Raw genomic sequence first — 22,757 nt, forward strand, 5'->3', positions numbered from 1 at the left:
ACGCCCGGTCCCATTCCGAACCCGGAAGCTAAGCCTGACAGCGCCGATGGTACTGCAACCGAAGGGTTGTGGGAGAGTAGGACACCGCCGAACTTTATTTGGGAAGAGGGCCTGGGCCCGGTTGAGACGCGAGTCTCCCGGCCCAGGCCCTTTTCTTGTTCCCGCATCCACTCGAGCGTCAGACCGAGCGCGGCCGCGGCGCCGGCCGGCTCCGCAGCGGCGAGGACAGCACCAGCGACGTCGTCGTCTCGCCGTACCGCTGCACCTTCTCCACCAGCGACTCCAGCTCGGCCGTGTCCCGGCACAGCACCCGCAGGATCCAGCACTCGTCCCCGGTGATGTGGTCGGCAGCGACGACCTGCGGCAGCGGCAGCACCGCCGTCCGGAACCGCGGCGTATCCAGGCTCCGCACCCGGGCCCGCACCATCGCCTCGATCGGCAACCCAAGCTTCGACGTGTCCACGCGAGCCGCGTACCCGGTGATCACGCCGCGCTCCTCGAGTCGGCGCACCCGCTCCGTCACCGCGGAGCCGGACAGCGACACCCGGCGGCCCAGCTCCGAAAAGCTCAGCCGGCCGTCCTCCTGGAGGAGCTCCAGCAGGTGCCAGTCGACGTCGTCGAGGTCCACCGTGATTCTCCAAGTCGAACCGGGCCGGAAGAGAGGAAATCCCGGCCGGGCCGGGCTCCCACCCCGATTCTGCCCTGTGCCGGAACCCGCGCCACCAGCAGGATTTACCCCATGACACGCATCCTCGCCGTCCCCGCCCCGGCCCCGGAGGCCGCCACGCAGTACTTCGGTGCCGAACTCGCCTTCGAGGTCGACCCCGACGACCTCGTCCGCGACCTCGAGGCCGGCCACACCGACGGCTACGTGATCGTCGAGACCCGCGCGCCCGAGGCCTTCGCCCAGGCCCGCATCCCCGGCGCGGTCAACCTGCCCTACCAGGAGATGACGGCCGAGAGCACGAAGCACCTCGACCGGGACGTCGTCTACGTCTGCTACTGCGAGAGCGTCAACTGCAACGCCGCCACCAAGGGCGCACTCAAGCTCGCCCAGCTCGGCTTCCAGGTCAAACGGCTCTCCGGCGGCATCACCGCCTGGATCGCGGCCGGCTACCCCGTCGAGGGAGGAGAAGGAGCCGCCACCCCGGGAATCCGCTGCGCCTGCTGACCTACCCTGAAAAGCGTGACACGACTGCTCATCATCCAGCCGGACGCGTCGGACCCGCTCGGCCCCCTCGGCGGCTGGCTCACCGACGCCGGCGCGGAGCTGGACGTCCGGCTCCCGCCGAACGACGAACTGCCCGCCGACCCCGACGGCTATCAAGGGGTCGTCTGCCTCGGCGGCGGCATGGCCGCGGAAGACGACGCGAAGCACCCCTGGCTCGCCGACGTCCGGCGCTTGCTGGCGAAAGCCGCGACGAAGCGGATCCCGACCCTGGGGATCTGCCTCGGCGCCCAGCTGCTGGCCGTCGCGACCGGGGGCCGCGTCGAGGTCGGGCCGGACGGCCCCGAGGTCGGGCCGCACCTCGTCGCCAAGAAGGACGCGGCGTGGACCGACCCGCTCTTCGCCGACCTGCCGCTCATGCAGGACGTCCTGCAGTTCCACAACGACGCGATCACCCGGCTCCCGCCCGGCGCCGAGCTGCTCGCCTCCGCGCCGCTGTACCAAAACCAGGCGTTCCGGTTCAACCGGTGTGTCTACGGTGTCCAGTTCCACATCGAGACGACGCCCCTCGTCGTCGAGAGCTGGGCCGCCGACGAGCCCGAGATGGCGGAATTCGCCCGTCCGGGTTCACTCGAGCACGACGCGTTGATCACCGTCCACACCGACATCGAGGAGACCTGGCGCCCGTTCGCGCAGCGGTTCGTCCGGTTGGCCGCCGGGGAGCTCGAGCCCGCCGCCGACAGTCAACGTTCGTTACCGCTGGCTTAACGGCAAGTGTCACAATAAGCAACGGCCTGTTAACGCCAGGCGTCACCCTTCAGGTACCTTGCGGGAGGAGTCCCCACAAGGGTTCGGAGGTCGGGGTGGAGCCCTCGTTGCTGGTCGTGCTCGTCGTCGTCACGGCCTTGGTTTTCGATTTCACGAACGGGTTCCACGACACCGCGAACTCGATGGCGACGTCGATCGCGACCGGGGCCCTCAAACCCCGCGTCGCCGTCGCGATCTCCGCGGTGCTGAACCTGGTCGGCGCGTTCCTGTCGGTGGAGGTCGCCAAGACGATCTCCAGCGGCCTGGTGGACGACACGAAGATCGGCCCGTCGATCGTCTTCGGCGGGCTGATCGGCGCGATCGTCTGGAACCTCGTCACGTGGTTCGTCGGCTTGCCGTCGAGCTCGTCGCACGCCCTGTTCGGCGGCCTGATCGGCGCCACCTGGATCTCGGCGGGCACCGACTCGGTCCACTTCGGAAAGATCGTCGAGAAGGTGCTCGTCCCGGCCGCCGCGAGCCCGGTGATCGCCGGGCTCGTCGCGATGGTCGTGACGTACCTCGTCTACCGCTTCCTCGTCCGCGGCCGCCCGGCGACGCGCGGGTTCAAGGTCGGCCAGGTCGTTTCGGCGTCGCTCGTCTCGCTCGCGCACGGCACCAACGACGCGCAGAAGACGATGGGCGTCATCACGCTGACCCTCGTCAGCGCCGGCAGCCTGCCCGCGGGCGCGGCACCACCCGTCTGGGTGATCATCAGCGCTGCCTGCGCCCTCGCGGCGGGCACCTACCTCGGTGGCTGGCGCATCACCCACACCCTCGGCAAGGGCCTGACCGACATCGAAGGCCCGCAGGGCTTCGCCGCCCAGACGAGCTCGGCGCTGGTCATCCTGATCTCGTCGCGGCTCGGGTTCCCGCTGTCGACGACGCACGTGTGCTCGGGCGGGATCGTCGGCTCCGGCGTCGGCCGCCGCGAAGCCCCGGTGCGCTGGCGGATGGCGGGCCGGATGGTGATCGCGTGGCTGTTCACGCTGCCGGCCGCCGCTATCGTCGGCGCGATCTCCGGCAAGATCGCCTCGCTCGGCGCCGCGGGCACCATCGCCGTCGGGGTCGTCGGAATCGGTGTCGGGGGCGGGATCTGGCTGCTTTCCCGCCGGCACCCCGTCACCGCGCACAGCTTCCAGGTCCCCGAGCCGACGCCCGCCGGGACCGAACCGGGTCGGCTGGCCGCCTGAGCCAGGCCCCGCGGGATACGGTGGTCGGTGATGGCAGACCGCGCGCGAACGACCGCTTCGGCGGCGAGGTACGGCTTCACCGACTCCCGTGCCGAGGGTCAGTTGCGCGCGGCCGGCTGGTGGGACGACGCAGGTCCGGTCGAGGCCGCCGCCGACGTCCTCGCGGCGTTGTCCCGCGCGGCCGACCCGGACCTCGCGCTGCGCGGGATCGACCGGATCCGCGAGGCCGACGACGACGAGTGGACCCGGCTCGACGAGCAGCTGCGCGCCAACCGGACGTTGCGCGGCCGCCTCTTCGGCGTGCTCGGGACGTCGAGCCCGCTCGCCGACTTCCTCGCCGCGAACCCCGCGCAGTGGCAGTCGCTCCTCGGCGACAAGTGCACGGATTCCGCCTGCTACCGCGAAAACCTGCGCACGGCGCTCGTGCGCGACGACGGTTCGGTGCTCACCCGCACCGAGGCCGAGCAGGCCCTGAAGGTCGCCTACCGCGGCCAGCTGCTCGGCATCGCCGCCGCCGACCTGGGGCACCTCGTCGAGGCCGGGCTCGAGCACCCGCACTACGCCGAGGTCGCGGCGCAGCTGACCGAGCTGGCCGAGGCCGCGCTCGCCGCCGGGCTCGTCGTCGCCGAGGCCGAGGTCGGGGCGTCCGCCGAAGGCAACCTGGCGATCATCGCCATGGGCAAGTGCGGCGGGCGCGAGCTCAACTACGTCAGCGACGTCGACGTCATCTTCGTCGGCGCGGACGACCTCAGCGTCTCGACGCGGCTGGCCAGCACGATGATGCGGGTCGTCGACAAGGCGTGCTTCGAGGTCGACGCCGCGCTGCGCCCCGAAGGCAAGGCCGGCGCGCTCGTCCGCACGCTGGAAAGCCACCAGGGCTACTACAAGAAGTGGGCGAAGACCTGGGAGTTCCAGGCGCTGCTCAAAGCGCGTCCGGTGGCCGGCGACGCCGAACTCGGGCGCCTCTACGCCGAGATGGTCGCCCCGCTGGTGTGGTCGGCGGCCGATCGCGAAAACTTCGTCGCCGAGGTGCAGCAGATGCGCCGCCGCGTCGAAGGGCACGTGCCGTCCGAGCACGCCGAGCGCGAGCTGAAGCTGGGCCGCGGCGGGCTGCGGGACGTCGAGTTCGCCGTCCAGCTGCTGCAGCTGGTGCACGGCCGCGTCGACGCCGACCTGCGCTCACCGTCCACGATGGACGCGCTCGCCGCGCTCGGCGAAGGCGGCTACGTCGGCCGGCAGGACGCGGCCGAGCTGGGCGCGTCGTACGAGTTCCTGCGGATGCTCGAGCACCGGCTGCAGCTGCGGCGGCTGCGCCGGACGCACCTGTTCCCCGCGGCGTCCGACACCGCCGAGCTGCGGATTCTCGCCCGGGCCAGCGGGATCAAGGGCGGCGGCGGCAAGAGCCAGGGCGAAGCGCTGCTCGCGGAGTTCCGCAAGCACGGCAAGGGCATCCGCCGCCTGCACGAGAAGATCTTCTACCGGCCGCTGCTGCAGTCCGTCGCGAACGTGCCGACCGAGGCGCTGCGCCTGACGACCAAGCAGGCCGCCAGCCGGCTGGCGGCGCTCGGCTACACCGCGCCCGATGGCGCGCTGCAGCACATCAAGGCCCTCACGTCCGGCGTCTCGCGCCGCGCGGCGATCCAGCAGGCGCTGCTGCCGGTGCTGCTCGACCTCCTGGCCGACACGCCCGACCCCGACGGCGGGCTGCTGTCCTACCGCAAGGTGTCCGAGGCCCTGGAGGACACGCCGTGGTACCTGCGGGTCCTGCGCGACGAGGGCACGGTCGTCGAGAACCTCGCGTTCCTGCTCGGCACGTCCCGGCTGGTGCCCGACCTGCTGGTCCGCGCGCCGGAGGTGCTGCGGCTGCTCGGTGACCCGGCCCGGCTGCTGGGCCGCACGCCGGCCGAGGTGGCGACGTCGCTGCGGGCCGCCGTCCGGCGTCAGCCGGGGTTGAACGCCGCCGTCGCCGCCGCGCGGTCGCTGCGGCGGCACGAAATGCTGCGGATCGCGTGCGCGGACCTGCTCGGCCTGCTCGACGTGCCCGCGGTGTGCGAAGCGCTGTCTTCGGTTTGGGTCGCGGTGCTGCAGGGCGCGCTGGCCGCGGCGTTCCGCAAGCGCCAGGCGGAGCTGGGCAAGACCCCCGCGCGCATCGCGGTGATCGGGATGGGCCGCCTCGGCGGCGCCGAGCTCGGCTACGGCTCCGACGCCGACGTCCTCTTCGTGTGCGAGCCGTCCGAAGGGGTCTCGGACGCCGACGCGGTGAAGTTCGCTTCGTCCGTGGCGGAGACAGTCCGGAAGATGCTGGGCGCGCCGAGCTCGGACCCGGCCCTGGAGGTCGATGCGGACCTGCGGCCGGAAGGGCGGAGCGGCCCGCTGGTGCGGACGCTGGAGTCGTACCGCACGTACTACGCGCGGTGGGGCGAGGTGTGGGAGGCGCAGGCGTTGCTGCGCGCCCGGTTCGTCGCGGGCGACGACGAGCTCGGCGAGCGGTTCATCGCGATGATCGACCCGATCCGCTACCCGGAGGGTGGGCTGGACGGGACGAAGGCGCGCGAGATCCGCCGCATCAAGGCCCGGGTGGAGACCGAGCGCATGCCCCGCGGCGCCGACCCGACGCGTCACACGAAGCTGGGCCGCGGCGGCCTCGCCGACGTCGAGTGGACGGTCCAGCTCCTGCAGCTGCAGCACGCTGGTTCGATCCCGGGCCTGCGCACGACGTCGACGCTCGACGCGCTGGCGTGCCTGCCGGAGGCGGGGCTGGCGACGGAGTCCGAAGCGGACTCGCTGCGGGAGGCGTGGCTGCTGGCGACGAGGGTGCGCAACGCGGGGATGCTGGTCCGCGGCAAGGCGGTCGACGAGGTCCCGGGTTCGGGCCGCGACCTGGCGGCGGTGGCGAGGGTCCTGGGCCAGTCCGCGGCCGACGACCCGGGCGAGTTCCTGGACACCTACCGCCGCATCACCCGCCGGGCGCACACGGTGGTGGAGCACCTGTTCTACGAAGCGTGACCTACAGTGGGGCGGGTGACCGATCGAGAGCCGTTCCGGACCCGGATCAAGGTCCGCCACTACGAGCTGGACACCCTGGGCCACCTCAACCACGCCGTCTACCACTCGTACGGCGAGGTATCCCGCCTGGAGCTGCTGGAGGCCGCCGGCGCGCTCGAGGGGCTTCCGGGAGTGGCGTCGGTGCTGCTGGAAACACACGTGGTGTTCCGCCGCGAGCTGCGAGCGGGCGACGAGGTCGACGTGACGTGCGACGTGAAGTTCGGCAGCGGCAAGACGTTCTCGATGGACTCGAACATCTACAAGACCGACGGCACACTGGCGGCGGAGATCACCTGCACGCTGGGCTTGATGGACCTGAAGCTCCGCAAGCTGGTCCCGGACCCGCGAGGCCACTTCGAAGCCGCGGGCGCGGACTTGAAGCTGATGTCGACGTCGGAATGAAGAAACGCCGGCGGCGAGGGCTTTTCGCTCCTCGCCACCGGCGTGTCCGGGGTTCGTACTACCGCATCACACGTCGTAGTACAGGCTGAACTCGTACGGGTGCGGGCGCAGCCGCAGCGGGTCGATCTCGTTCTCGCGCTTGTACGAGATCCACGTCTCGATCACGTCCGGTGTGAACACGCCGCCCTCGAGCAGGTAGTCGTGGTCCGCCTCGAGGGTGTCGAGCACCGTGCCCAGGTCGCCCGGGACGAGCTTGACGTCCTTGGCCTCCTCCGGCGGGAGCTCGTACAGGTCCTTGTCGATCGGCTCCGGCGGCTCGATCTTGTTCTTGATGCCGTCGAGGCCGGCCATCATCATCGCCGAGAACGCCAGGTACGGGTTGCCCGAGGAGTCCGGGCAGCGGAACTCGGCGCGCTTGGCCTTCGGGTTGTTGCCCGTGATCGGGATGCGGACGCAGGCCGAGCGGTTGCGCTGCGAGTAGACCAGCGAAACCGGGGCCTCGAAGCCCGGGACCAGGCGGTGGTAGGAGTTCACCGTCGGGTTCGTGAAGGCCAGCAGGCTCGGGGCGTGCTTGAGCAGGCCGCCGATGTAGTGGCGCGCGGTGTCCGACAGGCCGGCGTAGCCCGACTCGTCGTGGAACAGCGGCTGGCCGTCCTTCCACAGCGACTGGTGGCAGTGCATGCCCGAGCCGTTGTCGCCGGCGAGGGGCTTCGGCATGAACGTCGCCGTCTTGCCCGCCGCGAACACCGTGTTCTTCACGACGTACTTGAACAGCTGCAGGTCGTCGGCCGCGTGCAGCAGCGTGTTGAACTTGTAGTTGATCTCGGTCTGGCCGGCGGTGCCCACCTCGTGGTGCGCGCGCTCGATCTCGAAACCGATGTTCGTCAGGTTGCGGACGATGTCGTCGCGCAGGTCGGCGAAGTGGTCGACCGGCGGGACGGGGAAGTAGCCGCCCTTGAACTTCGTCTTGTAACCCTGGTTGCCGCCCACCTCGTCGGCGCCGGTGTTCCACCAGCCCTCGACCGAGTCGATCTCGTGGAAGGAGGCGTGCTCGGCGGAGTCGAAGCGGATCGAGTCGAAGATGTAGAACTCGGCTTCGGGACCGAAGTACACGTTGTCGGCGACGCCGTACTCGGCGATGTACTGCTCGGCCTTGCGCGCGATGTTGCGCGGGTCGCGGCTGTACGCCTCACGGGTGAACGGGTCGTGCACGAAGAAGTTGAGCGCGAGCGTCTTCGCCTTGCGGAACGGGTCGATCCGCGCGGTCGCCGCGTCCGGCAGGAGGAGCATGTCGGACTCGTGGATGGACTGGAAGCCGCGCACCGAGCTGCCGTCGAACGCGAGACCCTCTTCGAAAGCCTCTTCCGTGAAGGCCTTGGCGGGGACCGTGAAGTGCTGCATCACGCCGGGCAGGTCGCAGAACTGGACGTCGATGACTTCGACGTCCTCATCGGCGATGAGGCGCTGGATGTCGTCTGGAGTAGTGGGCACCCTCGGTGACTCCTTCTCGTTCGAGCTCGTACGGCAGTGCTCTCTTCGGCTCACGCTAAGAGGGCGGTGTTGCCCGACCGTCACCCGTATGTTTCGCGGGTGTTAACGGGTGGGTGGATACCGGCTATCCGACCAGGCAGGATGTGGTGCGCGCCACCGGCATACCCTTAACGGGTGGCGAGATGGACCGGTGAATGGCTGCCCGGCGCCGGCGAGCGCGGGCAGGACGCTGATCAACGCTGGCCCGGCGAGAAGTTCGGCTTGCCCGAATCCGGCGTCGGCGCGGTGGCGAGCGGGGGCGCACGGCTGCTCGGGCTGATCGTCGACCTGGTCGTCGCGGCGCTGGTCACGGCCATCTTCCTGCACCCCAGCCTGCAGGATCCGGCCGCGATGCAGACCTTCAACCTGTGGTCGGGCGGCGTGTGGGCGGTCATCTCGGTGATCTCCGCCGGCTTCTTCGGCTTCACGCCCGGCATGGGGGTCGTCGGCATCCGCGTCGCCCGCCTCGACGGCGCGGCGCTGGTCGGCCCGCCGCGCGCGCTGGTCCGGGCGGTGCTGACGTTCGTGATCATCCCGGCGGCGGTCCGCAACGCCGACGGCCGCAGCTGGCTCGACCGGCTGACCGGCACCGTCGTCATCAAGATGCGCTGAACGACGAAGGCCCCGTCCGAACCCGGACGGGGCCTTCGTCGTGCGTGCGGGAGTCAGCGGCGGCGGATCGTGCGCTGGACGTTGCGCATCTTCGCGCCGGCCGGCATCGGGCCCTTCGGCATCGCCGCGCCGCGGTTGCCGAGCGCGGCCAGCTTCGCCTCCAGCGCGTCCACCTGGGCGGGCTTGAGGTTGCGCGGCAGCTTCATCAGGAAGCCCTGCAGCTTCTTCAGCGGGATCTGGCCCTCTTCGTGGCCGATCGTCACGTCGTAGATCGGCGTGTCGCCGACCAGGCGGGAGACGCGCTTCTTCTCCTGGGCGAGCAGCGTCTTGACGCGGTGCGACGCGCCTTCGGCGACGAGCACCACGCCCGGACCGCCGAGCACGCGGTGCACGGCGTCGAGCTGCGTCGTCGCCGCGACGGTCGGCGTCACCTTCCAGCGGCCGCGCAGGTTCTCCAGCGCCCACGCCGCGGCGCCGGGCTGGCCGTCGGCCTTCGAGTAGACCGTCTTCTGGACGCGCCGGCCGAAGATGATCATGGCGAGGAGGCCGCCGAGCACCAGGCCCAGCGGCAGCAGCACCCACTGCGCGTTGAAGAAGAACCCGATCCCGAACAAGACGCCCGCGACGACGACGATCGACCCGACCATCCACGGGATGAGCCACGGGTCTTCCTTGCGCTGCATCTTGAAGGCCTCGAAGAGCTGGCCACGGCGTGCCTTGCTCGCCGCGCGCTTCTCCTTCTTGGCCTGCTTGGCCGCTTCCTTGTCCTGCTGTCCCGCCATATGACCAGGATACGGCCGCGTGCCCCTGCCCCGATTCCCCGTCCCCCTCTGCGAGGATGCGGGACGTGACCGGCGTACTTCCCCCCAAGAGTGTGACCCGTCTGCTGGATGGTCTCGACCCCGAGCAGCGCGCCGCCGCCAGTGCCCCGAGGGGGCCGGTCTGCGTGCTCGCCGGCGCCGGCACGGGCAAGACCCGCACGATCACCCACCGGATCGCCCACCTCGTCCGGTCCGGGCACGTTTCCGCCGGTCAGGTGCTCGCCGTCACGTTCACGACGCGCGCCGCGGGGGAGATGCGGACCCGGCTGCGCGGCCTCGGCGTCGAGGCGGCGCAGGCGCTGACGTTCCACGCCGCCGCCCGCCGCCAGCTGCGCTACTTCTGGCCGCGCGTGGTCGGCGACCGGCCGTGGGACCTGATGGAGAACAAGCTGCGGTTCGTCGGCCAGGCCGCGAACCGGCACCGGATCGGCACCGAGGTCGAGGTCCTGCGCGACCTGGCGAGCGAGATCGAGTGGGCGAAGGCCTCCCTCGTCAGCCCGGAGGACTACCCGGCCGTCACCGCGCGCGCCCAGCGCGACATCCCGGCGCCGGCGGCCCAGATCGCCGAGGTCTACCGGACGTACGAAGAGCTGAAGAACGCGGCGCAGGTGCTCGACTTCGACGACCTCCTGCTGCACACGACGGCGGTGCTCGAGGAGCACGGCGTCGTCGCCGAGGAGTTCCGCGACCGCTACCGCTGCTTCGTCGTCGACGAGTACCAGGACGTGACGCCGCTGCAGCAGCGCCTGCTCGACGCGTGGCTCGGCGGCCGCGACGACCTGACCGTCGTCGGCGACGCCAACCAGACCATCTACTCCTTCGGCGGCGCGTCGCCGCGGTCGCTGCTGGAGTTCACGCGGCGCTACCCGGACGCCACCGTCGTCCGGCTCGAGCGCGACTACCGGTCGACGCCCGAGGTCGTCTCGCTGGCGAACCGGGTGATCGGCGCGGCGCGCGGGCGGCCGGCGGGGTCCCGGCTGAAGCTGATCGGCCAGCGGCCCTCGGGGCCGGAACCGCGGTTCGCCGAGTTCGACGACGAGGCGGTCGAGGCCGAAGCGGTCGCACGGCGGGTGCGCGAGCTGCTGGACGGCGGTGTCGCGGCGAGCGAGATCGCGGTGCTGTACCGGGTGAACGCGCAGTCGGAGGCGTACGAGTCGGCGCTGGCCGAGGCGGGCATCCCGTACCTGGTCCGCGGCGGCGAGCGATTCTTCAACCGGACCGAGGTCCGCCAGGCGATGTCGGCCCTGCGCGCGGCGAGCGGCGACGGCAGCTCCGACCTGGTCACGACGGTCCGGTCGGTGCTCGCCCGCGTCGGGCTCACGGAGTCGCCGCCGGCCGGTGGCGCGGCGAAGGAGCGGTGGGACGCGCTCCTGGCGATCGTCGAGCTGGCGGAGGAGCTGGCGTCGACGGTCGAGGACGCGGACCTGCCGCGCTTCTGCGCGGAGCTGGACCAGCGCGCGGCGGCCCAGCACCCGCCGACGGTCGAGGGCGTGACGCTGGCGTCGCTGCACGCGGCGAAGGGCCTGGAGTGGGACGCGGTGTTCCTGGTCGGCCTGGCCGAGGGAACGATGCCGATCCTCCACGCGGGCGACGACGAGGCGGCGATCGAGGAGGAGCGCCGGCTGTTCTACGTCGGCGTGACGCGGGCGCGCGAGCACTTGTGGCTGTCGTGGGCGCTGGCCAGGACGCCGGGCGGCCGCCGCAACCGCCGGCGCAGCCGGTTCTTGTACGGCCTGATCCCGGAGGACCACCCGGCCGCCCGCGCGGCCCGAACCCAGCAGAAGCCATCGACGCCGGTCAAGACGCGCTGCCGAGTGTGCGGCGGCCCCCTGCTGGAGACGATCGACGTCAAGCTGGGCCGCTGCGGGCGGTGTCCGTCCACTGTGGATGAGGGGCTGTTGGAGCGCTTGAAGTCGTGGCGTGGGGATCGGGCGAGGGAGCTGAAGGTGCCGGCGTTCGTGGTGTTCACGGACGCGACGCTGATGGCGATAGCCGAGCAACGCCCGACAGACGAGGCGGCGCTGGTGTCGATCTCGGGGATCGGAGCGACGAAGCTCGAGCGGTTCGGCGAGGAGATCCTCGGAGTGGTCCGAGCCGCGGCGCAGCCCTGAGCCGGTGCGGCGCGGTAGGGCTGGGGCCGCGGGTTCGGTTTGTAGTCGTGCCGGTTCGGCTGGTGCCGCGCCCATACGCCGCCCAGGCGGTGGGTTCGATGCGGGCGGTCGTGCGCAGGGCCGGCTTGGTCCTCGTGGGGGCAAGGCGCGAGTTCGGCTGGCGGTGTCGCGGCAGCCTGACGGTCGCCGGGGTCGGCGCGCGGTTCGGCTCGGGCGGTCGTGCGCGGTTCGGCCGCGTCGGCGTTCCGGGCGGGTGGAGCCGTCGGCGGCGGCCGCGTCGTTCGGGGGCGCCCGTGCCGTGTTGACCGCGTCCGGGCCATGATCCACGCGGCGAACCCGCTGCTCAGGGGCGATCTTCGTATCTTCGAGGATTTTCCCGTTAATTGAGTTGCCCCGGTGTGGTGGGGAGCAATAACCTGCCAGTACCGAGCCCGAAGGGCTCGGCTGGGGATCCACGTGACAGCGCCGCTCAGCGGCCGTGTGTGCAGAGTACAGAAGGAGGTGCCGGTGAAATGATCAGCAACATGACGCTCACGAACCCGGGCACCCGTCTGTCCTGCGCCGCGGAAGTCTCGGCTGCTCAGCGCCCGGGCACCGGTGTGTCCGTGAGCGCGCACGAGATCCGTGGCATGCGTCGCGTCGAGCGGCGTTGGGCCACCGGTGTCGTCGTCTTCGGGACGCAGGGCGTTCTCGCCGCGTACCCGCAGGCCGATCTGCCGACCATCAAGCAGTTCCGTGTTCCGTTGTCGATACGGGAGCGAAGTTCCTGACCTAGTCAGGACACGAGGCTCACGAAGGCCGCGGAACCGGAAACCCCGGATCCGCGGCCTTCGTGTTTTTGGCTGCACAACCCAAGAGGACCAGCATTGCCCAGCTCCATCTCCCAACCGAAAACCCGTACGACACAAGGAGGAACTGCCATGTCTTCGGCCATCGCCTACACCTCGGGTGAGGCAATATTCGCCGACCTGCTCGACCCCATCGCCGTGCCGGACGCGGCTCTGCCCTGCCGTTCGGGCGACGCGGACCTGTGGTTCGCCGAGTCCCCGGCCGAGCTCGAGCGCGCGAAGGCGCAGTGCGCCGACTGCCCGGTCCGCGAGGCCTGCCTCGCGGGTGCCCTGGCCCGGCGCGAGCCCTGGGGCGTCTGGGGCGGCGAGATCTTCGAGCGCGGCGTCGTGATCGCGCGCAAGCGGCCCCGTGGCCGCCCGCGCAAGAACGCCGCAGTCGAGCCCGCCGCGGCCAAGGCCCGCGGCGATCACCGGAGCGCCGCCGCATGAGCGTCGAACCGGTCACCGCGAAGGACTACGAAGCGCGGATTTGCCGTCCGCAGCTGCAACTGACGAAGACCGAGATCGAGGAGATCAGCGAGATGTTGCTTTACGAAGAACTGTCCAGGGCCCGAATACGGGATCTGGAGGAAGGGGTCCGCGCCCAGCGGGCCCGAGGTAGCGCGCGTGCCGTACGCCGGTGGACGCGGGTAGCCCGATGGGCGAGCCGCCGCGCGGAGCGGTACCAGCTGGACCAGGACTGAGCGCAGGCCCCTGCCGCCCTCCGGGCGGTGGGGGCTTTGTGCTGGTCAGCGGGTTGTTCGGGTGCGCTGGCGGGGTTTCGCCGGCTTGGGCTGGGGAGGCCGCCGCTGCTTTGTCTGCAATTTTTGGCGGCCGCTTGCGGCGGTCAGCGGGCACCGGCCAGTGAAGATTCGGCGCCAGGGGGGCGTGGTGGCGCGCTCGCGGCCGGCGGTCGCGCGGTCGCCAGCCGGGGCGGTTGCGTCGCTCCGCGGTGGTTGTCGGTGGGGCGGGCCGGGCGCTGCCGCCGCTGCTGCGGTGCCCGAACGCGCTGGGGACCGGGGCCGGACGGGGCTGAGGCAGGGATGGCCCGTCGCTGTGCGGGGTCGCCGGACGGGGCTGCGGCGGGAATGGCCCGCGGCTGCGCGGGTCACCGGCCGGGGCTGCGGCGGGGGTGGCCTGTGGCTGTGCGGGGTCGCCGGCCGGGGCAGCGGCGGGAATGTCCGCGGCCGCGCGGGTCGCCGACCGGGGCTGCCGTGGGGGTGGCCTGTGGCTGTGCGGGGTCGCCGGTCGGGGATTGCGGCGGGGGTGGCCTGTGGCTGTGCGGGGTCGCCGGACGGGATTGCGGCGGAATGGTCCGTGGCCGTGCGGGGTCACCGGACGGGGCTGCGGCGGGAATGGCCCGTGGCCGCCAGGGCGCCAGACGGGGCAGCTGTGGGGGTGGCCTGTGGCCGTGCGGGGTGTGGTCACTGGGCGGGCTTGGGCTGGCTGCCTTGCGTGCCGTTCGTGGTGGGGTTGCTGGTGTTCAATGGGGTGATGTCCGCACATACCCATGACGACATCGACTGGGCTGACCGGCTTGCTCAGCTGCGCATGGCTGATGCCCTCGATGCTGGTGCTCTCGCGCCCGTTGCTCGGCGGTTGCTCGAGCGCGTCGCCGGGGCGCCTACCGTTCTTGATGTCGGGTGTGGGGCCGGTGGGATGAGCGTTCTCTTCGCGCGTGAACTAGCTCGGCGGGGCGGGGGCACCGTTGTGCTGCTTGATGCCACCTCTGCGCTGCTCGGCGAGGCTCAGCGAGCCGTGCGGGAGGCTGCCGGTGGGGACGTTGAGGTTGTCGGTGTGCATGGGGATCTTGCCGATCCTCGGCTGGCCGCGCGGGTGCCCGCTCCCGATCTGGTGTGGGCGTCGGGCGTTGTGCACCACCTTGGTGATCAGCAGGCCGCCTTGTGCGCACTGGCCGGGCTCTTGCGGGCCGGTGGGGTGCTCGCCGTCGGCGAGGGTGGGCTTGAGATGCGGTGCCTCCCTTGGGATGTCGGGGTGGGGCGGCCCGGGCTGGAGCAGCGGTTGCTCGCCGCGCGGGGTGAATGGTTCGCCGAGATGCGGGACGGGCTGCCCGGCAGCGTTGCCATGCCCTACGGCTGGCCGCGGGCTCTTCGCGAGGCCGGGCTCGAGGACGTCGAGTCGTTCGGTGCGCTCATCGACCACCCCATGCCGGGCTCGGACCTGTTGCGTGAGTACGTCGTGCACCGGATCGGGTGGCTCGCCGAGTGGGCCGGGGACCAGCTCGATGCCGATGATCGCGCGGCCGTCGCCGCGCTGATCGATCCGGACGGGCCGGACTTCCTCGGCCGGCGCGACGACCTGTTCCTGTTCGGGGCCAAGGCGATCCACTGTGGACGGTTGCCGTGAGCGCGCCGGAGCCGGTCGTGTGCACGCGCTGCGGCCGGACCCGCGGCGCCGACGAGGACCCCGCTACGGCGCTCGCCTGGGTGTCCAGCCGCGAGCGGGGTGCGCTCACGTGGCTGTGCCCGGACTGCGCCCGGCAGCACGTGCGCGACATCGAGGGCAAGCTGCCCGACGAATACTGGTGATCGGTCGCCGCGGACGCTCCTGACGGTTTGAGCGGTCGCGCGTACGGCTGCCGGACGGTGGTGCGCGCCCGCTGAGCGACCGGGCTGATCGCGCGCGAATTGGCGGGTGTTCTGGCGCCCGGACGGGTGGTGCGCGCGGGCGGGTGTGTTCTTGGGGCTGCTGGTTGGCGCGGTGGGCTGCTCGTCATGCCGCGTCTCCGATCGGGGTCATCGGGACCGCTCGGACCTTGGGACGCGGGGTGCGGGACGCGTCGCCGAATGCCTTCGCCAGCTCTTGGGCCACCTCGCGGGGGACCTGCCTCAGCTGGCGGACCGTGCAGCGGACCAGGACGATCCCCGTCGCCGCCAGGGCCAGGTGGGAGAACCCGCCGGTGCCCGGGCTGCAGCGGTACTGCCAGGCCAGGCCGAGCTCGTCCCACCACGCGTCCGCGTCGCCGATGCGGCGGCCGCGGCGGTCGCAGATCGTCACGTCCCAGGTCGGCGCGGGCAGGCGGGCCATGTCCATGACCTGCGCCGCCAGGCCGTGGGCCTGGATCGGCCCCTCGTCGAGCTCGCGGAGCACCTTCCGGACCGACGCCGTGCCGCGCTGGGGCCCTTCCGCCAGCTCGGTCAGCAGCTCCTGGCGGTCGCACAGGCCCCAGTAGAGCGGGAGCGTCAGCAGGTGCCGGATCCGCGCCGGGTCGGGCTCGGCCCTCGCCAGGTCGAGTGCGGCGCGCGCGGGCGGGGCGAACGACAGCCCGTCGACCACCACCGGCTCCGGCATCCGGGCCGTGCGCGTCGCGCTGACGCCTTCGCAGGGCGCCACCCGGCAGTGGTCGGGCACCAGCAGCCGGATCTCGCCGTCCGCCGGGCACTGCACGCCGTGGGCCCGCAACGCGTCGGCGCCCGTGATCACCACCCGCGGGCCGTAGCGCACCAGCGCCGCGTGCAGCCGCTGCTGCCGCGTCGGGGTGCTGTTGCGCAGCAGGACGACACCGGGGTGCAGGCGGCGCCACGGCCCGCCGGGGCCGCAGAGCCGCCGGGTTCTTCGGTCGGAGACCCCGGCTTTTCGCAGTTGTTCGAGGTTCATCACCTCGCACGTGCCGGGGTTACTGAGGGCCAGCGGGTCGGTGCACTGAGTAGCAGTCATGAACCGAGCATGACGGCTCGGCCAACCGGGTGGAACCCCGTTCCCCGCAGCTGTGGACAACTCGCCGGAATCCGTCCGTTCACGGCCCGGCCTGTGGACAACTCAGGCGGCGAATCCGGGCTGCCAGCGCTCCACGATGCCTCGCGCCGGGATCTCCGCGTCGAGCTGGCAGAGGATGCCCGTCGAGCCGGCCGTCACGCGGTGGATCATCAGGTACTCGGGCGGCAGGTTGAGCGACCGCCCGACCCGGAAGTCGTTGCCGCGGCTGTCGCCGACCCGCCAGGCCTGCCGCTGCATCCACTTGCGCGTGAAGTGGAAGGTCGGCTCGGCCAGCGGCTCGGTGAACGGCGCCAGGTACGTGAGCACCTCGTCCGCGGTCAGGTCGCTGTCGGGCCGGATGAACCGGTTCTCCCGCAGCACGCGCATGAGCTCGGCGGACTCGCCGTCGAGGGCCAGCCGCGTCATCTCGCCCAGGTGGCGGGGGATGCCGTCGGGCAGCCGGGCCACCCCGCCGAAGTCGATGACGCACAACCGGTCGTCCCCGGTGATCATGAAGTTGCCCGGGTGCGGGTCCGAGTGCAGCAGGTGGACGCGCTCGGGGGACGAGTAGTGGAACTCGGCCAGCAGCCGGCCCGCCAGGTTCCGCGTCTCGCGGTCGCCGTCCGCGATGACCTTGGACAACGGGGTGCCGGTCGCCCACTCGGTCACGACGACCTTCGGCGCGCTGGCCACCACACGCGGCACGAGGATGCCGGGATCGCCGTCGAACGCCTTCGCGAAAGCGCGCTGGTGCTGGGCCTCGGCCTGGTAGTCGAGCTCTTCGTTCATCCGCTCGGCGAGCTCGGCCAGCAGCGGCTTGACCTCGGTGCCGGGCACGAACGCCTGGAACAGCCGGCTGAACCGCTGCAGCTGCCGCAGGTCGCTGCGCAACGCCTCGTCGGCACCCGGGTACTGGACCTTGACCGCGACCTCGCGGCCGTCGTGCCAGACCGCGCGGTGCACCTGGCCGATGCTCGCGGCCGCCGCCGGCTCGTCGTCGAACGAGGCGAACCGGCTGGTCCAGGTACGGCCCAGCTGCTCGGCGAGCACGCGGTGGGTCTGCCGGGCCGGCATCGGCGGCGCCGCGGCCTGCAGCTTCGTCAGCGCCTCGCGGTAGGGCTTCGCCATGTCGTCCGGCACCGCCGCCTCGAACACGCTCAGGGCCTGGCCGAACTTCATCGCGCCGCCCTTGAGCGTGCCGAGCACCTCGAACAGCTGCTCGGCGGCCTTCGCCGACAGGGTCGCGTTGACCTGCTCCGCGCTCTGGCCGGCCAGCCGCTTGCCCCACCCGCCGACGGCCCGCCCGGCGATCCCGAGCGGAAGACTGGCGAGCTTGGCCGTGCGGGCGGCACCCTTGCGCGGCATCGCGGTGTCACGATCGCCTGGGTCGCGGAAGTCGGTCACCCTCGCGATTCTGCCTTGCGTCCTCGGCGGCGCGCAGCCTGCTCGCGGCGACTTAGTGGTCTACGTCTCCTGTCGCACCGCCGGGGCGCCGCACCCACACCGGGCGTGCGGGGGCCAGCCGCGGTGGCGGATGCGGCCGTCGAAGGCGTCGATCTCGAGGGTCGCGTTCCACGCCGGCGGTGGCGGTTCCGCGGGCGAGAGCAGCCGCATGGCCTGGGCCACGGCCAGCGACGCGCAGGCGTGGACCGCGCCGAGGTCGGGCCGCTGGTGCCGGCCGGTCAGCTGGCCGGCGACGCGGGGCCAGCACGGGTCGAGGTCGGTCCGGTGCAGGTCGGCGCACCGCAGGCAGGAGCTGCGGCCCGGCACCACGAGCGGGCCGACGATGGCCGTGCCGTCGCGGACGCGGGCGAGCAGGTGCGTGACGCCGTCCGCCATCAGCTCGGCGACGACCTCCGGCGCCGGGACGACGGCGTCGGTGAGCAGCGCCAGCTCCGGGTACCGGTCGTGCAGGCGGGTGACGCGCACGTCGGGGTCGACGCGGCGGAGCAGGTCGCCGAGGGCCTGCCGCCGGGGCCGGCCCAGGTCGGCGTCGGTGAAGCCGGTGCCCAGGTCGTGCTCGGTCACGGTGCCGGGTAGTTCGAGCTCGACGTGCCCGATCCCGGCGTTGGCCAGCAGGACGGCCACCGCGACCGCCACCCGGCCGTCGCCGTGCACCGTGATCGCGGCGGCGCGGCGCCGGTCCGCCAGCGCGGGCTGGTGGTGGCGGGCGCGCAGCGACCAGAGGCCGGTTTCGCCGCGGAAGCCGGGACCATGCGGATCACCCGCGTCGGTGACCAGGCCGAGCGCGGTCAGCTGCCGGAGGAGGGTCAGCAGCTGATCACGGTGTTCGCTCTCGGCGAGCAAAAGCCGTTCGACGGGCTTGCTGCCGTCCAAATCGCGCACCCGCTCGACGAGGTCGGGTGGCAGCCCTTCGACGATCACGCCGTGGCGCGGGTCGAGCCCGAGCTGGATCTCCCGCGGCCCGCGTTCGAGCACGGTGATGCCCGGGAGCAGGGCGGGATGAGCCGGCAGGAGCACCGGTGGCATGTCCGCGGTGGAGAGGATCATGTCCGCAGGATGGCACCCGGGGGCGTCCGCCGAGCCCCGGACGGCGTCGGATCGGCCGAGTTGTCCACAAGTGAAGAGGCCTGTGGACAACTCGTGTCTGTGACCTCAACGCGCTCGGAGTTGTCGGTGCCTGGCCTTACCGTTGTCGGGTGGTCGAAGCACGGACGCCCTCGCTGAGAGGCAGGGGGGAAACGAACCCCCCGTCGGACACACCTGGACACAAGGTCGAAGTGCGGCGCAGCCAGCGCCGGCACCGGACGGTCACCGCGTATTGGAAGGACGACACGCTGGTCGTGCTCATCCCCGCGCGGATGACCAGGGCGGAGGAGAAACACTGGGTCGCCGAGATGGAGCGCAAGCTGCAGCGCGCGGAACCACGTCGGCTGGCGCCCCCGAAGACGTCGGACGAAGTCCTGCTGGCGCGCTGCACGCTGCTGTCGGGGAAGTACCTGGACGGCGCCGCGGTGCCGGCGAGCGTCCGCTGGGTGCCGCCGATGCGCACGCGGTGGGCGTCCTGCACGCCGGTCGACGCGACAATCCGGGTCAGCGACCGGCTGCGGAAGGTCCCTCCGTGGGTGCTGGACTACGTGCTGGTGCACGAGCTGGCGCACCTGCGCGAGCCCGGGCATGACGCGGCGTTCTGGTCGCTGGTGCGGCGGTACCCGAAGATGGATCGGGCGATGGGGTACCTCGAAGGGTTGGCCGCTGCCGCCGGGTGGGGGATCGATACCGAAGAGTGAATGACAGGTAACCGGGGTGACCTGCGGTTTCGGGTCACCCCGGTTGCTTTTTGGAGCGCCGGCGCAAGGGCCGACACGCAGAAAGCCGGTGGTCCGCTGAAGCGGCCACCGGCTTTCCGAAGACGATCAGGCCTTACGCCTGCGTCTCGCCCTCCTCGGGCGGGGTGTCCTTCTTCTCCGACCGCTCGGCCTGCTCCGTGCGCTCCAGCTCCGCGATCGGGTCCAGGTCGTCCAGGGAACCCGTCTCGCCCACGCGGTCCGCGAAGTCGATCGGCTCGTCCAGGTCCTCCGCCGTCGGCATCAGATCCGGGTGGGACCACAGGCCGTCGCGCTTCTCGAGGCCGTGGCGGTCGCCCACCAGCTTCCACAGGTTCGACGCGTCCCTCATGCGGCGGGGGCGCAGCTCCAGGCCCACCAGCGTGGCGAACGTCTGCTCGGCCGGGCCGCCCGTCGCGCGGCGGCGGCGGAGCGTCTCGCGCAGGGCGTCCGCTCCCGGCAGCCGGTCGCCGACCGCTTCGGCCACCACCACGTCCACCCAGCCCTCCACCAGGGCGAGCAGCGTCTCCAGGCGCCGCAGCGCGCCCTTCTGCTCCTCCGTCGTCTGGGGCTCCAGCAGCCCGGACGACATCGCTTCCTCGATGCTCGCCGGGTTGGCCGGGTCGATGCGGCCGGCCAGGGACTCCAGGGCCGACGTGTCGACCGAAATCCCGTGCGCGAACTCCTCGACCGTCGCCAGCAGGCGCTGGCGCAGCCACGGCACGTGCGTGAACAGCCGCTGGTGCGCCGCCTCGCGGGCGGCCAGGAACACCAGGATCTCGCTGTTCGGCAGCTCCAGGCCTTCGGCGAACTTCTCGATGTTCGCCGGCAGCAGCGCCGACGTGCCGGCCGGGGCCAGCGGGAGGCCGATCTCGGACGCCGTCAGCATCTCCGAGGCCAGCTGCGCGAGGGCCTGGCCGAGCTGGGAGCCGAACGCCATTCCGCCCATCTGGCCCATCATCTGCAGCAGCGGGCCGGCGGCCTGCTTGGCCTCCTCCGGCAGCGCCTGCATCCACGCGCCCGAGATCTGCTGCGCGACCGGGTCGCAGAGGCGCTGCCACGTCGGGAGCGTCTTCTCGACCCAGGTGCGCGGCGACCAGGCGACCGCGGACGTCGCGCCGGCCGGGAACACCGTCGCCGCGTCGAGCCACAGCTCGGCGAGGTGGGCGGCGTCACGGACCGCGGCGTTCGCGTCGTCGCCGCCGCGGAAGCCGAGGCGGCTCTCGCCGGTGTTGCCGGAACTGCCCAGGTTCTGCAGGGCGATCTGCTTGGCGAGGTCGTAGTTCACCGGCCCGCTGGAGCTGCCGGCCTGGCTGAGCATCTGGCCCAGCTGGCTCAGCATCTGCCCGAGCTGGTTGAAGGCCTCGGCACCGGAAGGCTCCGAAGGCTCGTTCTCACCTCGTTTGTCGGGATCGGACGGTCCGAAGCCGAACGGGGGTTTGCTCATGTGTCCACCGTACGCGGGTCGGACACCCCTGAGCGCGTCAACCGGACCGATGTGCGTGGCCTTCACCGACAAGCGAACACGGTCACCGTACGCTGTCACGCGTGACCAAGTCCTCCGAGCAGACCGCGCCCGCGAAGAGCAGCCCGGACCCCGGCGCCGAGCCCGCCGGCGAGGCCCGGCGGATGACCCGCCGCGGCTGGACGCTCGTGGTCAGCGGCTCGCTGTTCCTCGTCTTCGTGGTGCTCGGCCTGGTCGTGCCGGTGCCGTTCGTGGCCATCAGCCCCGGCCCGACCTACGACACCCTGGGTCGCGACGCCGCGGGAAACCCCGTCATCCAGGTCACCGGGCACGAGACCCAGCAGACCACCGGCGAGCTCCGGATGACGACCGTCTCGCTGCACGACGGCGTCACGCTCTTCCAGGGCCTCGGCTTCTGGGCCAGCGGCCGCTACGCGCTCGCGCCGCGCGAGGAGTACTTCAAGCCCGGCGAGACGAACGAGCAGGTCAAGCAGGAGAACATCCAGCAGCTGCAGGACTCGCAGACGAACGCGCAGGTCGCCGCGCTGCGCAAGCTCGGCTACCCGATCAAGGTGCTGGCGAAGCAGATCGTCTCCGGGAGCCCCGCCGACCACGTGCTCTCGCCCGGCGACAAGCTGATCACCGTCAACGGCAAGAAGATCGTCGAAGCCGCCGACGTCCGCAACGCGCTGGCCGGCACGCTGCCCGGCCAGACCGTGCAGATCACCTTCCAGTCGGACGGCCAGCCCGAACGGACCGTGCCGCTGACGCTCGCTTCGCGGCCCGACCGCAAGGAAGGCTTCATCGGCCTCACCGCGGTCGACCGGGCCGACGCGCCCTTCACCGTCAACATCTCGCTGCAGGACGTCGGCGGCCCGTCGGCCGGCCTGATGTTCACCCTCGCGATCATCGACCGGCTGCAGCCCGGCGACCTCGCGGGCGGGCGGCACATCGCCGGCACCGGCGAGATCACCGAGACCGGCGAGGTCGACCCGATCGGCGGGATCTCGTTCAAGGTCGTCGGCGCCCGCGAGGCCGGCGCCACGGACTTCCTGGTGCCCGAGCACAACTGCGCCGAGGCCAAGACCAGCGCGCCCGAGGGGCTCAACCTCATCAAGGTGTCCACACTGGACGACGCGCTCGCCCAGCTGGCCAACCTGAAGGCGGGCCGCCCGACCACCTCCTGCTAGGGCAGGAGGGTCGCCTTGAGGGCTTCGAGGAGGTTGGGCGCCAGGTCCGGGCTCTCGACGATCTCGTCGACCGACTCGTCGCCGCCCATGCCGCGCAGCCGCATGGCGCACGCGCCCTCGCCGTCGCGCAGGACCGCGGCCACCAGGCGAGCCTCCGTGCGCTGCGGGTGGTCGGCGGCCGCGCGGCGCAGGCTTTCCGCGTCGGCTTCGGTGACGTCCGGCAGCTCGGACTCCGAGCCCGGCGGGAGCACGATGATCTCCTGGGCGAGCGCGCACCCGATCACCAGATCGGGCCACGCGATCCGGGCCAGCGCCTCGGCGATGTCGCCGTCGGGCAGCGCTTCCTGCGCCACCGGCGTCAGCGGGTTCGCCCGGTCGAGCTGCCCGGCCAGCTCCGGCTGCTCGTCCAGCAGCGCCGCCGTCGGCACCAGCGCGAACAGCTGCGGGGGCTGGTCCCAGCCGCCCGCGGCCATGAACTCCTCGATCTCGCGGGCGAGAGCGGCCACTCCGGCCTGCTGCGATTCCATGCGCACATCGTGTCAGGCCGGTCGTGACGACCACGCCGCGAGTCCGGTTTGGGCGGGT

General features: G+C 71.8%; 22 protein-coding genes and 1 rRNA gene. 15 read left to right on the forward strand and 8 right to left on the reverse strand.

Annotated features, from left to right (window positions below; genetic code table 11):
- Positions 1 to 93, forward strand: a 5S ribosomal RNA gene (gene rrf / locus ACIRSS_RS33605); the annotation flags it as partial.
- 85 nt (positions 94 to 178) lie between these two features.
- Here rrf and ACIRSS_RS33610 read toward each other — a convergent pair.
- Complete coding sequence (locus ACIRSS_RS33610; RefSeq protein WP_400901998.1) at positions 179 to 628, reverse strand: Lrp/AsnC family transcriptional regulator; 450 nt, start codon at positions 626 to 628, stop codon at positions 179 to 181.
- 111 nt (positions 629 to 739) lie between these two features.
- Between ACIRSS_RS33610 and ACIRSS_RS33615 the strand changes: the two genes are divergently transcribed.
- From ACIRSS_RS33615 to ACIRSS_RS33635, 5 genes are all read left to right on the forward strand, one after another.
- On the forward strand, positions 740 to 1,171 hold the full coding sequence (locus ACIRSS_RS33615) for a rhodanese-like domain-containing protein (protein ID WP_400902000.1): 432 nt from the start codon (positions 740 to 742) through the stop codon (positions 1,169 to 1,171).
- Positions 1,172 to 1,186: 15 nt separating this feature from the next.
- The gene (locus ACIRSS_RS33620; RefSeq protein WP_400902002.1) at positions 1,187 to 1,936 is read left to right on the forward strand and encodes a type 1 glutamine amidotransferase; all 750 of its coding nucleotides are present in this window, start codon (positions 1,187 to 1,189) and stop codon (positions 1,934 to 1,936) included.
- A gap of 95 nt (positions 1,937 to 2,031) precedes the next feature.
- A complete protein-coding gene (locus ACIRSS_RS33625) occupies positions 2,032 to 3,165 on the forward strand; it encodes an anion permease (RefSeq protein WP_400902004.1) in 1,134 nt (377 codons plus the stop codon).
- Positions 3,166 to 3,195: 30 nt separating this feature from the next.
- Entirely contained in the window at positions 3,196 to 6,171 is a 2,976-nt protein-coding gene (locus tag ACIRSS_RS33630; protein ID WP_400902006.1) for a bifunctional [glutamine synthetase] adenylyltransferase/[glutamine synthetase]-adenylyl-L-tyrosine phosphorylase, read from the forward strand.
- Between the two features lie 15 nt (positions 6,172 to 6,186).
- Positions 6,187 to 6,612: an acyl-CoA thioesterase gene (locus ACIRSS_RS33635; RefSeq protein ID WP_400902008.1), complete on the forward strand. Its 426-nt coding sequence runs from the start codon at positions 6,187 to 6,189 to the stop codon at positions 6,610 to 6,612.
- A 66-nt stretch (positions 6,613 to 6,678) separates the two neighbouring features.
- Here ACIRSS_RS33635 and glnA read toward each other — a convergent pair whose 3' ends face one another.
- Positions 6,679 to 8,103: a type I glutamate--ammonia ligase gene (gene glnA / locus ACIRSS_RS33640; RefSeq protein WP_400902010.1), complete on the reverse strand. Its 1,425-nt coding sequence runs from the start codon at positions 8,101 to 8,103 to the stop codon at positions 6,679 to 6,681.
- A 261-nt stretch (positions 8,104 to 8,364) separates the two neighbouring features.
- On the opposite strand from glnA, the gene ACIRSS_RS33645 reads away from it, so the two are divergent.
- The gene (locus ACIRSS_RS33645) at positions 8,365 to 8,754 is read left to right on the forward strand and encodes an RDD family protein (RefSeq protein WP_400903986.1); all 390 of its coding nucleotides are present in this window, start codon (positions 8,365 to 8,367) and stop codon (positions 8,752 to 8,754) included.
- A 53-nt stretch (positions 8,755 to 8,807) separates the two neighbouring features.
- Here ACIRSS_RS33645 and ACIRSS_RS33650 read toward each other — a convergent pair whose 3' ends face one another.
- Entirely contained in the window at positions 8,808 to 9,536 is a 729-nt protein-coding gene (locus tag ACIRSS_RS33650) for a DUF4191 domain-containing protein (protein ID WP_400902012.1), read from the reverse strand.
- Between the two features lie 56 nt (positions 9,537 to 9,592).
- Here ACIRSS_RS33650 and ACIRSS_RS33655 point away from each other — a divergent pair, with 56 nt between their 5' ends.
- The 6 genes from ACIRSS_RS33655 (at position 9,593) to ACIRSS_RS33680 (ending at position 15,062) form a co-directional block, all read left to right on the forward strand.
- Positions 9,593 to 11,686, forward strand: coding sequence for an ATP-dependent DNA helicase UvrD2 (locus tag ACIRSS_RS33655; RefSeq protein WP_400902014.1), 2,094 nt, complete (start codon positions 9,593 to 9,595; stop codon positions 11,684 to 11,686).
- Positions 11,687 to 12,198: 512 nt separating this feature from the next.
- On the forward strand, positions 12,199 to 12,456 hold the full coding sequence (locus ACIRSS_RS33660) for a hypothetical protein (protein WP_400902016.1): 258 nt from the start codon (positions 12,199 to 12,201) through the stop codon (positions 12,454 to 12,456).
- A 150-nt stretch (positions 12,457 to 12,606) separates the two neighbouring features.
- Positions 12,607 to 12,963: a WhiB family transcriptional regulator gene (locus tag ACIRSS_RS33665; protein WP_400902018.1), complete on the forward strand. Its 357-nt coding sequence runs from the start codon at positions 12,607 to 12,609 to the stop codon at positions 12,961 to 12,963.
- Complete coding sequence (locus ACIRSS_RS33670) at positions 12,960 to 13,217, forward strand: hypothetical protein (RefSeq protein WP_372669723.1); 258 nt, start codon at positions 12,960 to 12,962, stop codon at positions 13,215 to 13,217. The genes ACIRSS_RS33665 and ACIRSS_RS33670 overlap by 4 nt, the downstream gene beginning before the upstream one ends.
- 790 nt (positions 13,218 to 14,007) lie before the next feature.
- On the forward strand, positions 14,008 to 14,880 hold the full coding sequence (locus tag ACIRSS_RS33675) for a class I SAM-dependent methyltransferase (RefSeq protein WP_400903987.1): 873 nt from the start codon (positions 14,008 to 14,010) through the stop codon (positions 14,878 to 14,880).
- The gene (locus tag ACIRSS_RS33680; protein WP_400902021.1) at positions 14,877 to 15,062 is read left to right on the forward strand and encodes a hypothetical protein; all 186 of its coding nucleotides are present in this window, start codon (positions 14,877 to 14,879) and stop codon (positions 15,060 to 15,062) included. Before ACIRSS_RS33675 ends, ACIRSS_RS33680 begins: the two co-directional genes overlap by 4 nt.
- A gap of 184 nt (positions 15,063 to 15,246) precedes the next feature.
- Here the strand turns inward: ACIRSS_RS33680 and ACIRSS_RS33685 are convergent, their stop codons facing one another.
- The 3 genes from ACIRSS_RS33685 to ACIRSS_RS33695 all read right to left on the reverse strand — a co-directional run bounded on the left by ACIRSS_RS33685 (position 15,247) and on the right by ACIRSS_RS33695 (position 18,741).
- A complete protein-coding gene (locus tag ACIRSS_RS33685) occupies positions 15,247 to 16,131 on the reverse strand; it encodes a hypothetical protein (protein ID WP_400903988.1) in 885 nt (294 codons plus the stop codon).
- Positions 16,132 to 16,293: 162 nt separating this feature from the next.
- A complete protein-coding gene (locus tag ACIRSS_RS33690; RefSeq protein ID WP_400902023.1) occupies positions 16,294 to 17,634 on the reverse strand; it encodes an ABC1 kinase family protein in 1,341 nt (446 codons plus the stop codon).
- 60 nt (positions 17,635 to 17,694) lie between these two features.
- Positions 17,695 to 18,741: a hypothetical protein gene (locus ACIRSS_RS33695; protein WP_400902025.1), complete on the reverse strand. Its 1,047-nt coding sequence runs from the start codon at positions 18,739 to 18,741 to the stop codon at positions 17,695 to 17,697.
- Positions 18,742 to 18,971: 230 nt separating this feature from the next.
- Between ACIRSS_RS33695 and ACIRSS_RS33700 the strand changes: the two genes are divergently transcribed.
- Positions 18,972 to 19,481 (forward strand): M48 family metallopeptidase, encoded by a 510-nt coding sequence (locus ACIRSS_RS33700; protein ID WP_400902027.1) that lies wholly within the window; start codon positions 18,972 to 18,974, stop codon positions 19,479 to 19,481.
- Positions 19,482 to 19,614: 133 nt separating this feature from the next.
- Here the strand turns inward: ACIRSS_RS33700 and ACIRSS_RS33705 are convergent, their stop codons facing one another.
- Positions 19,615 to 20,964 (reverse strand): zinc-dependent metalloprotease, encoded by a 1,350-nt coding sequence (locus ACIRSS_RS33705; protein ID WP_400902029.1) that lies wholly within the window; start codon positions 20,962 to 20,964, stop codon positions 19,615 to 19,617.
- 182 nt (positions 20,965 to 21,146) lie between these two features.
- On the opposite strand from ACIRSS_RS33705, the gene ACIRSS_RS33710 reads away from it, so the two are divergent.
- The gene (locus ACIRSS_RS33710; RefSeq protein ID WP_400903990.1) at positions 21,147 to 22,172 is read left to right on the forward strand and encodes a PDZ domain-containing protein; all 1,026 of its coding nucleotides are present in this window, start codon (positions 21,147 to 21,149) and stop codon (positions 22,170 to 22,172) included.
- On the opposite strand, the gene ACIRSS_RS33715 is transcribed toward ACIRSS_RS33710, so the two are convergent.
- Positions 22,169 to 22,699 (reverse strand): PPA1309 family protein, encoded by a 531-nt coding sequence (locus ACIRSS_RS33715; RefSeq protein WP_400902031.1) that lies wholly within the window; start codon positions 22,697 to 22,699, stop codon positions 22,169 to 22,171. The genes ACIRSS_RS33710 and ACIRSS_RS33715 overlap by 4 nt on opposite strands.
- Positions 22,700 to 22,757 lie beyond the last annotated feature (58 nt).

It is taken from the genome of Amycolatopsis sp. NPDC101161, from assembly GCF_044768185.1.
Classification (GTDB): domain Bacteria; phylum Actinomycetota; class Actinomycetes; order Mycobacteriales; family Pseudonocardiaceae; genus Amycolatopsis.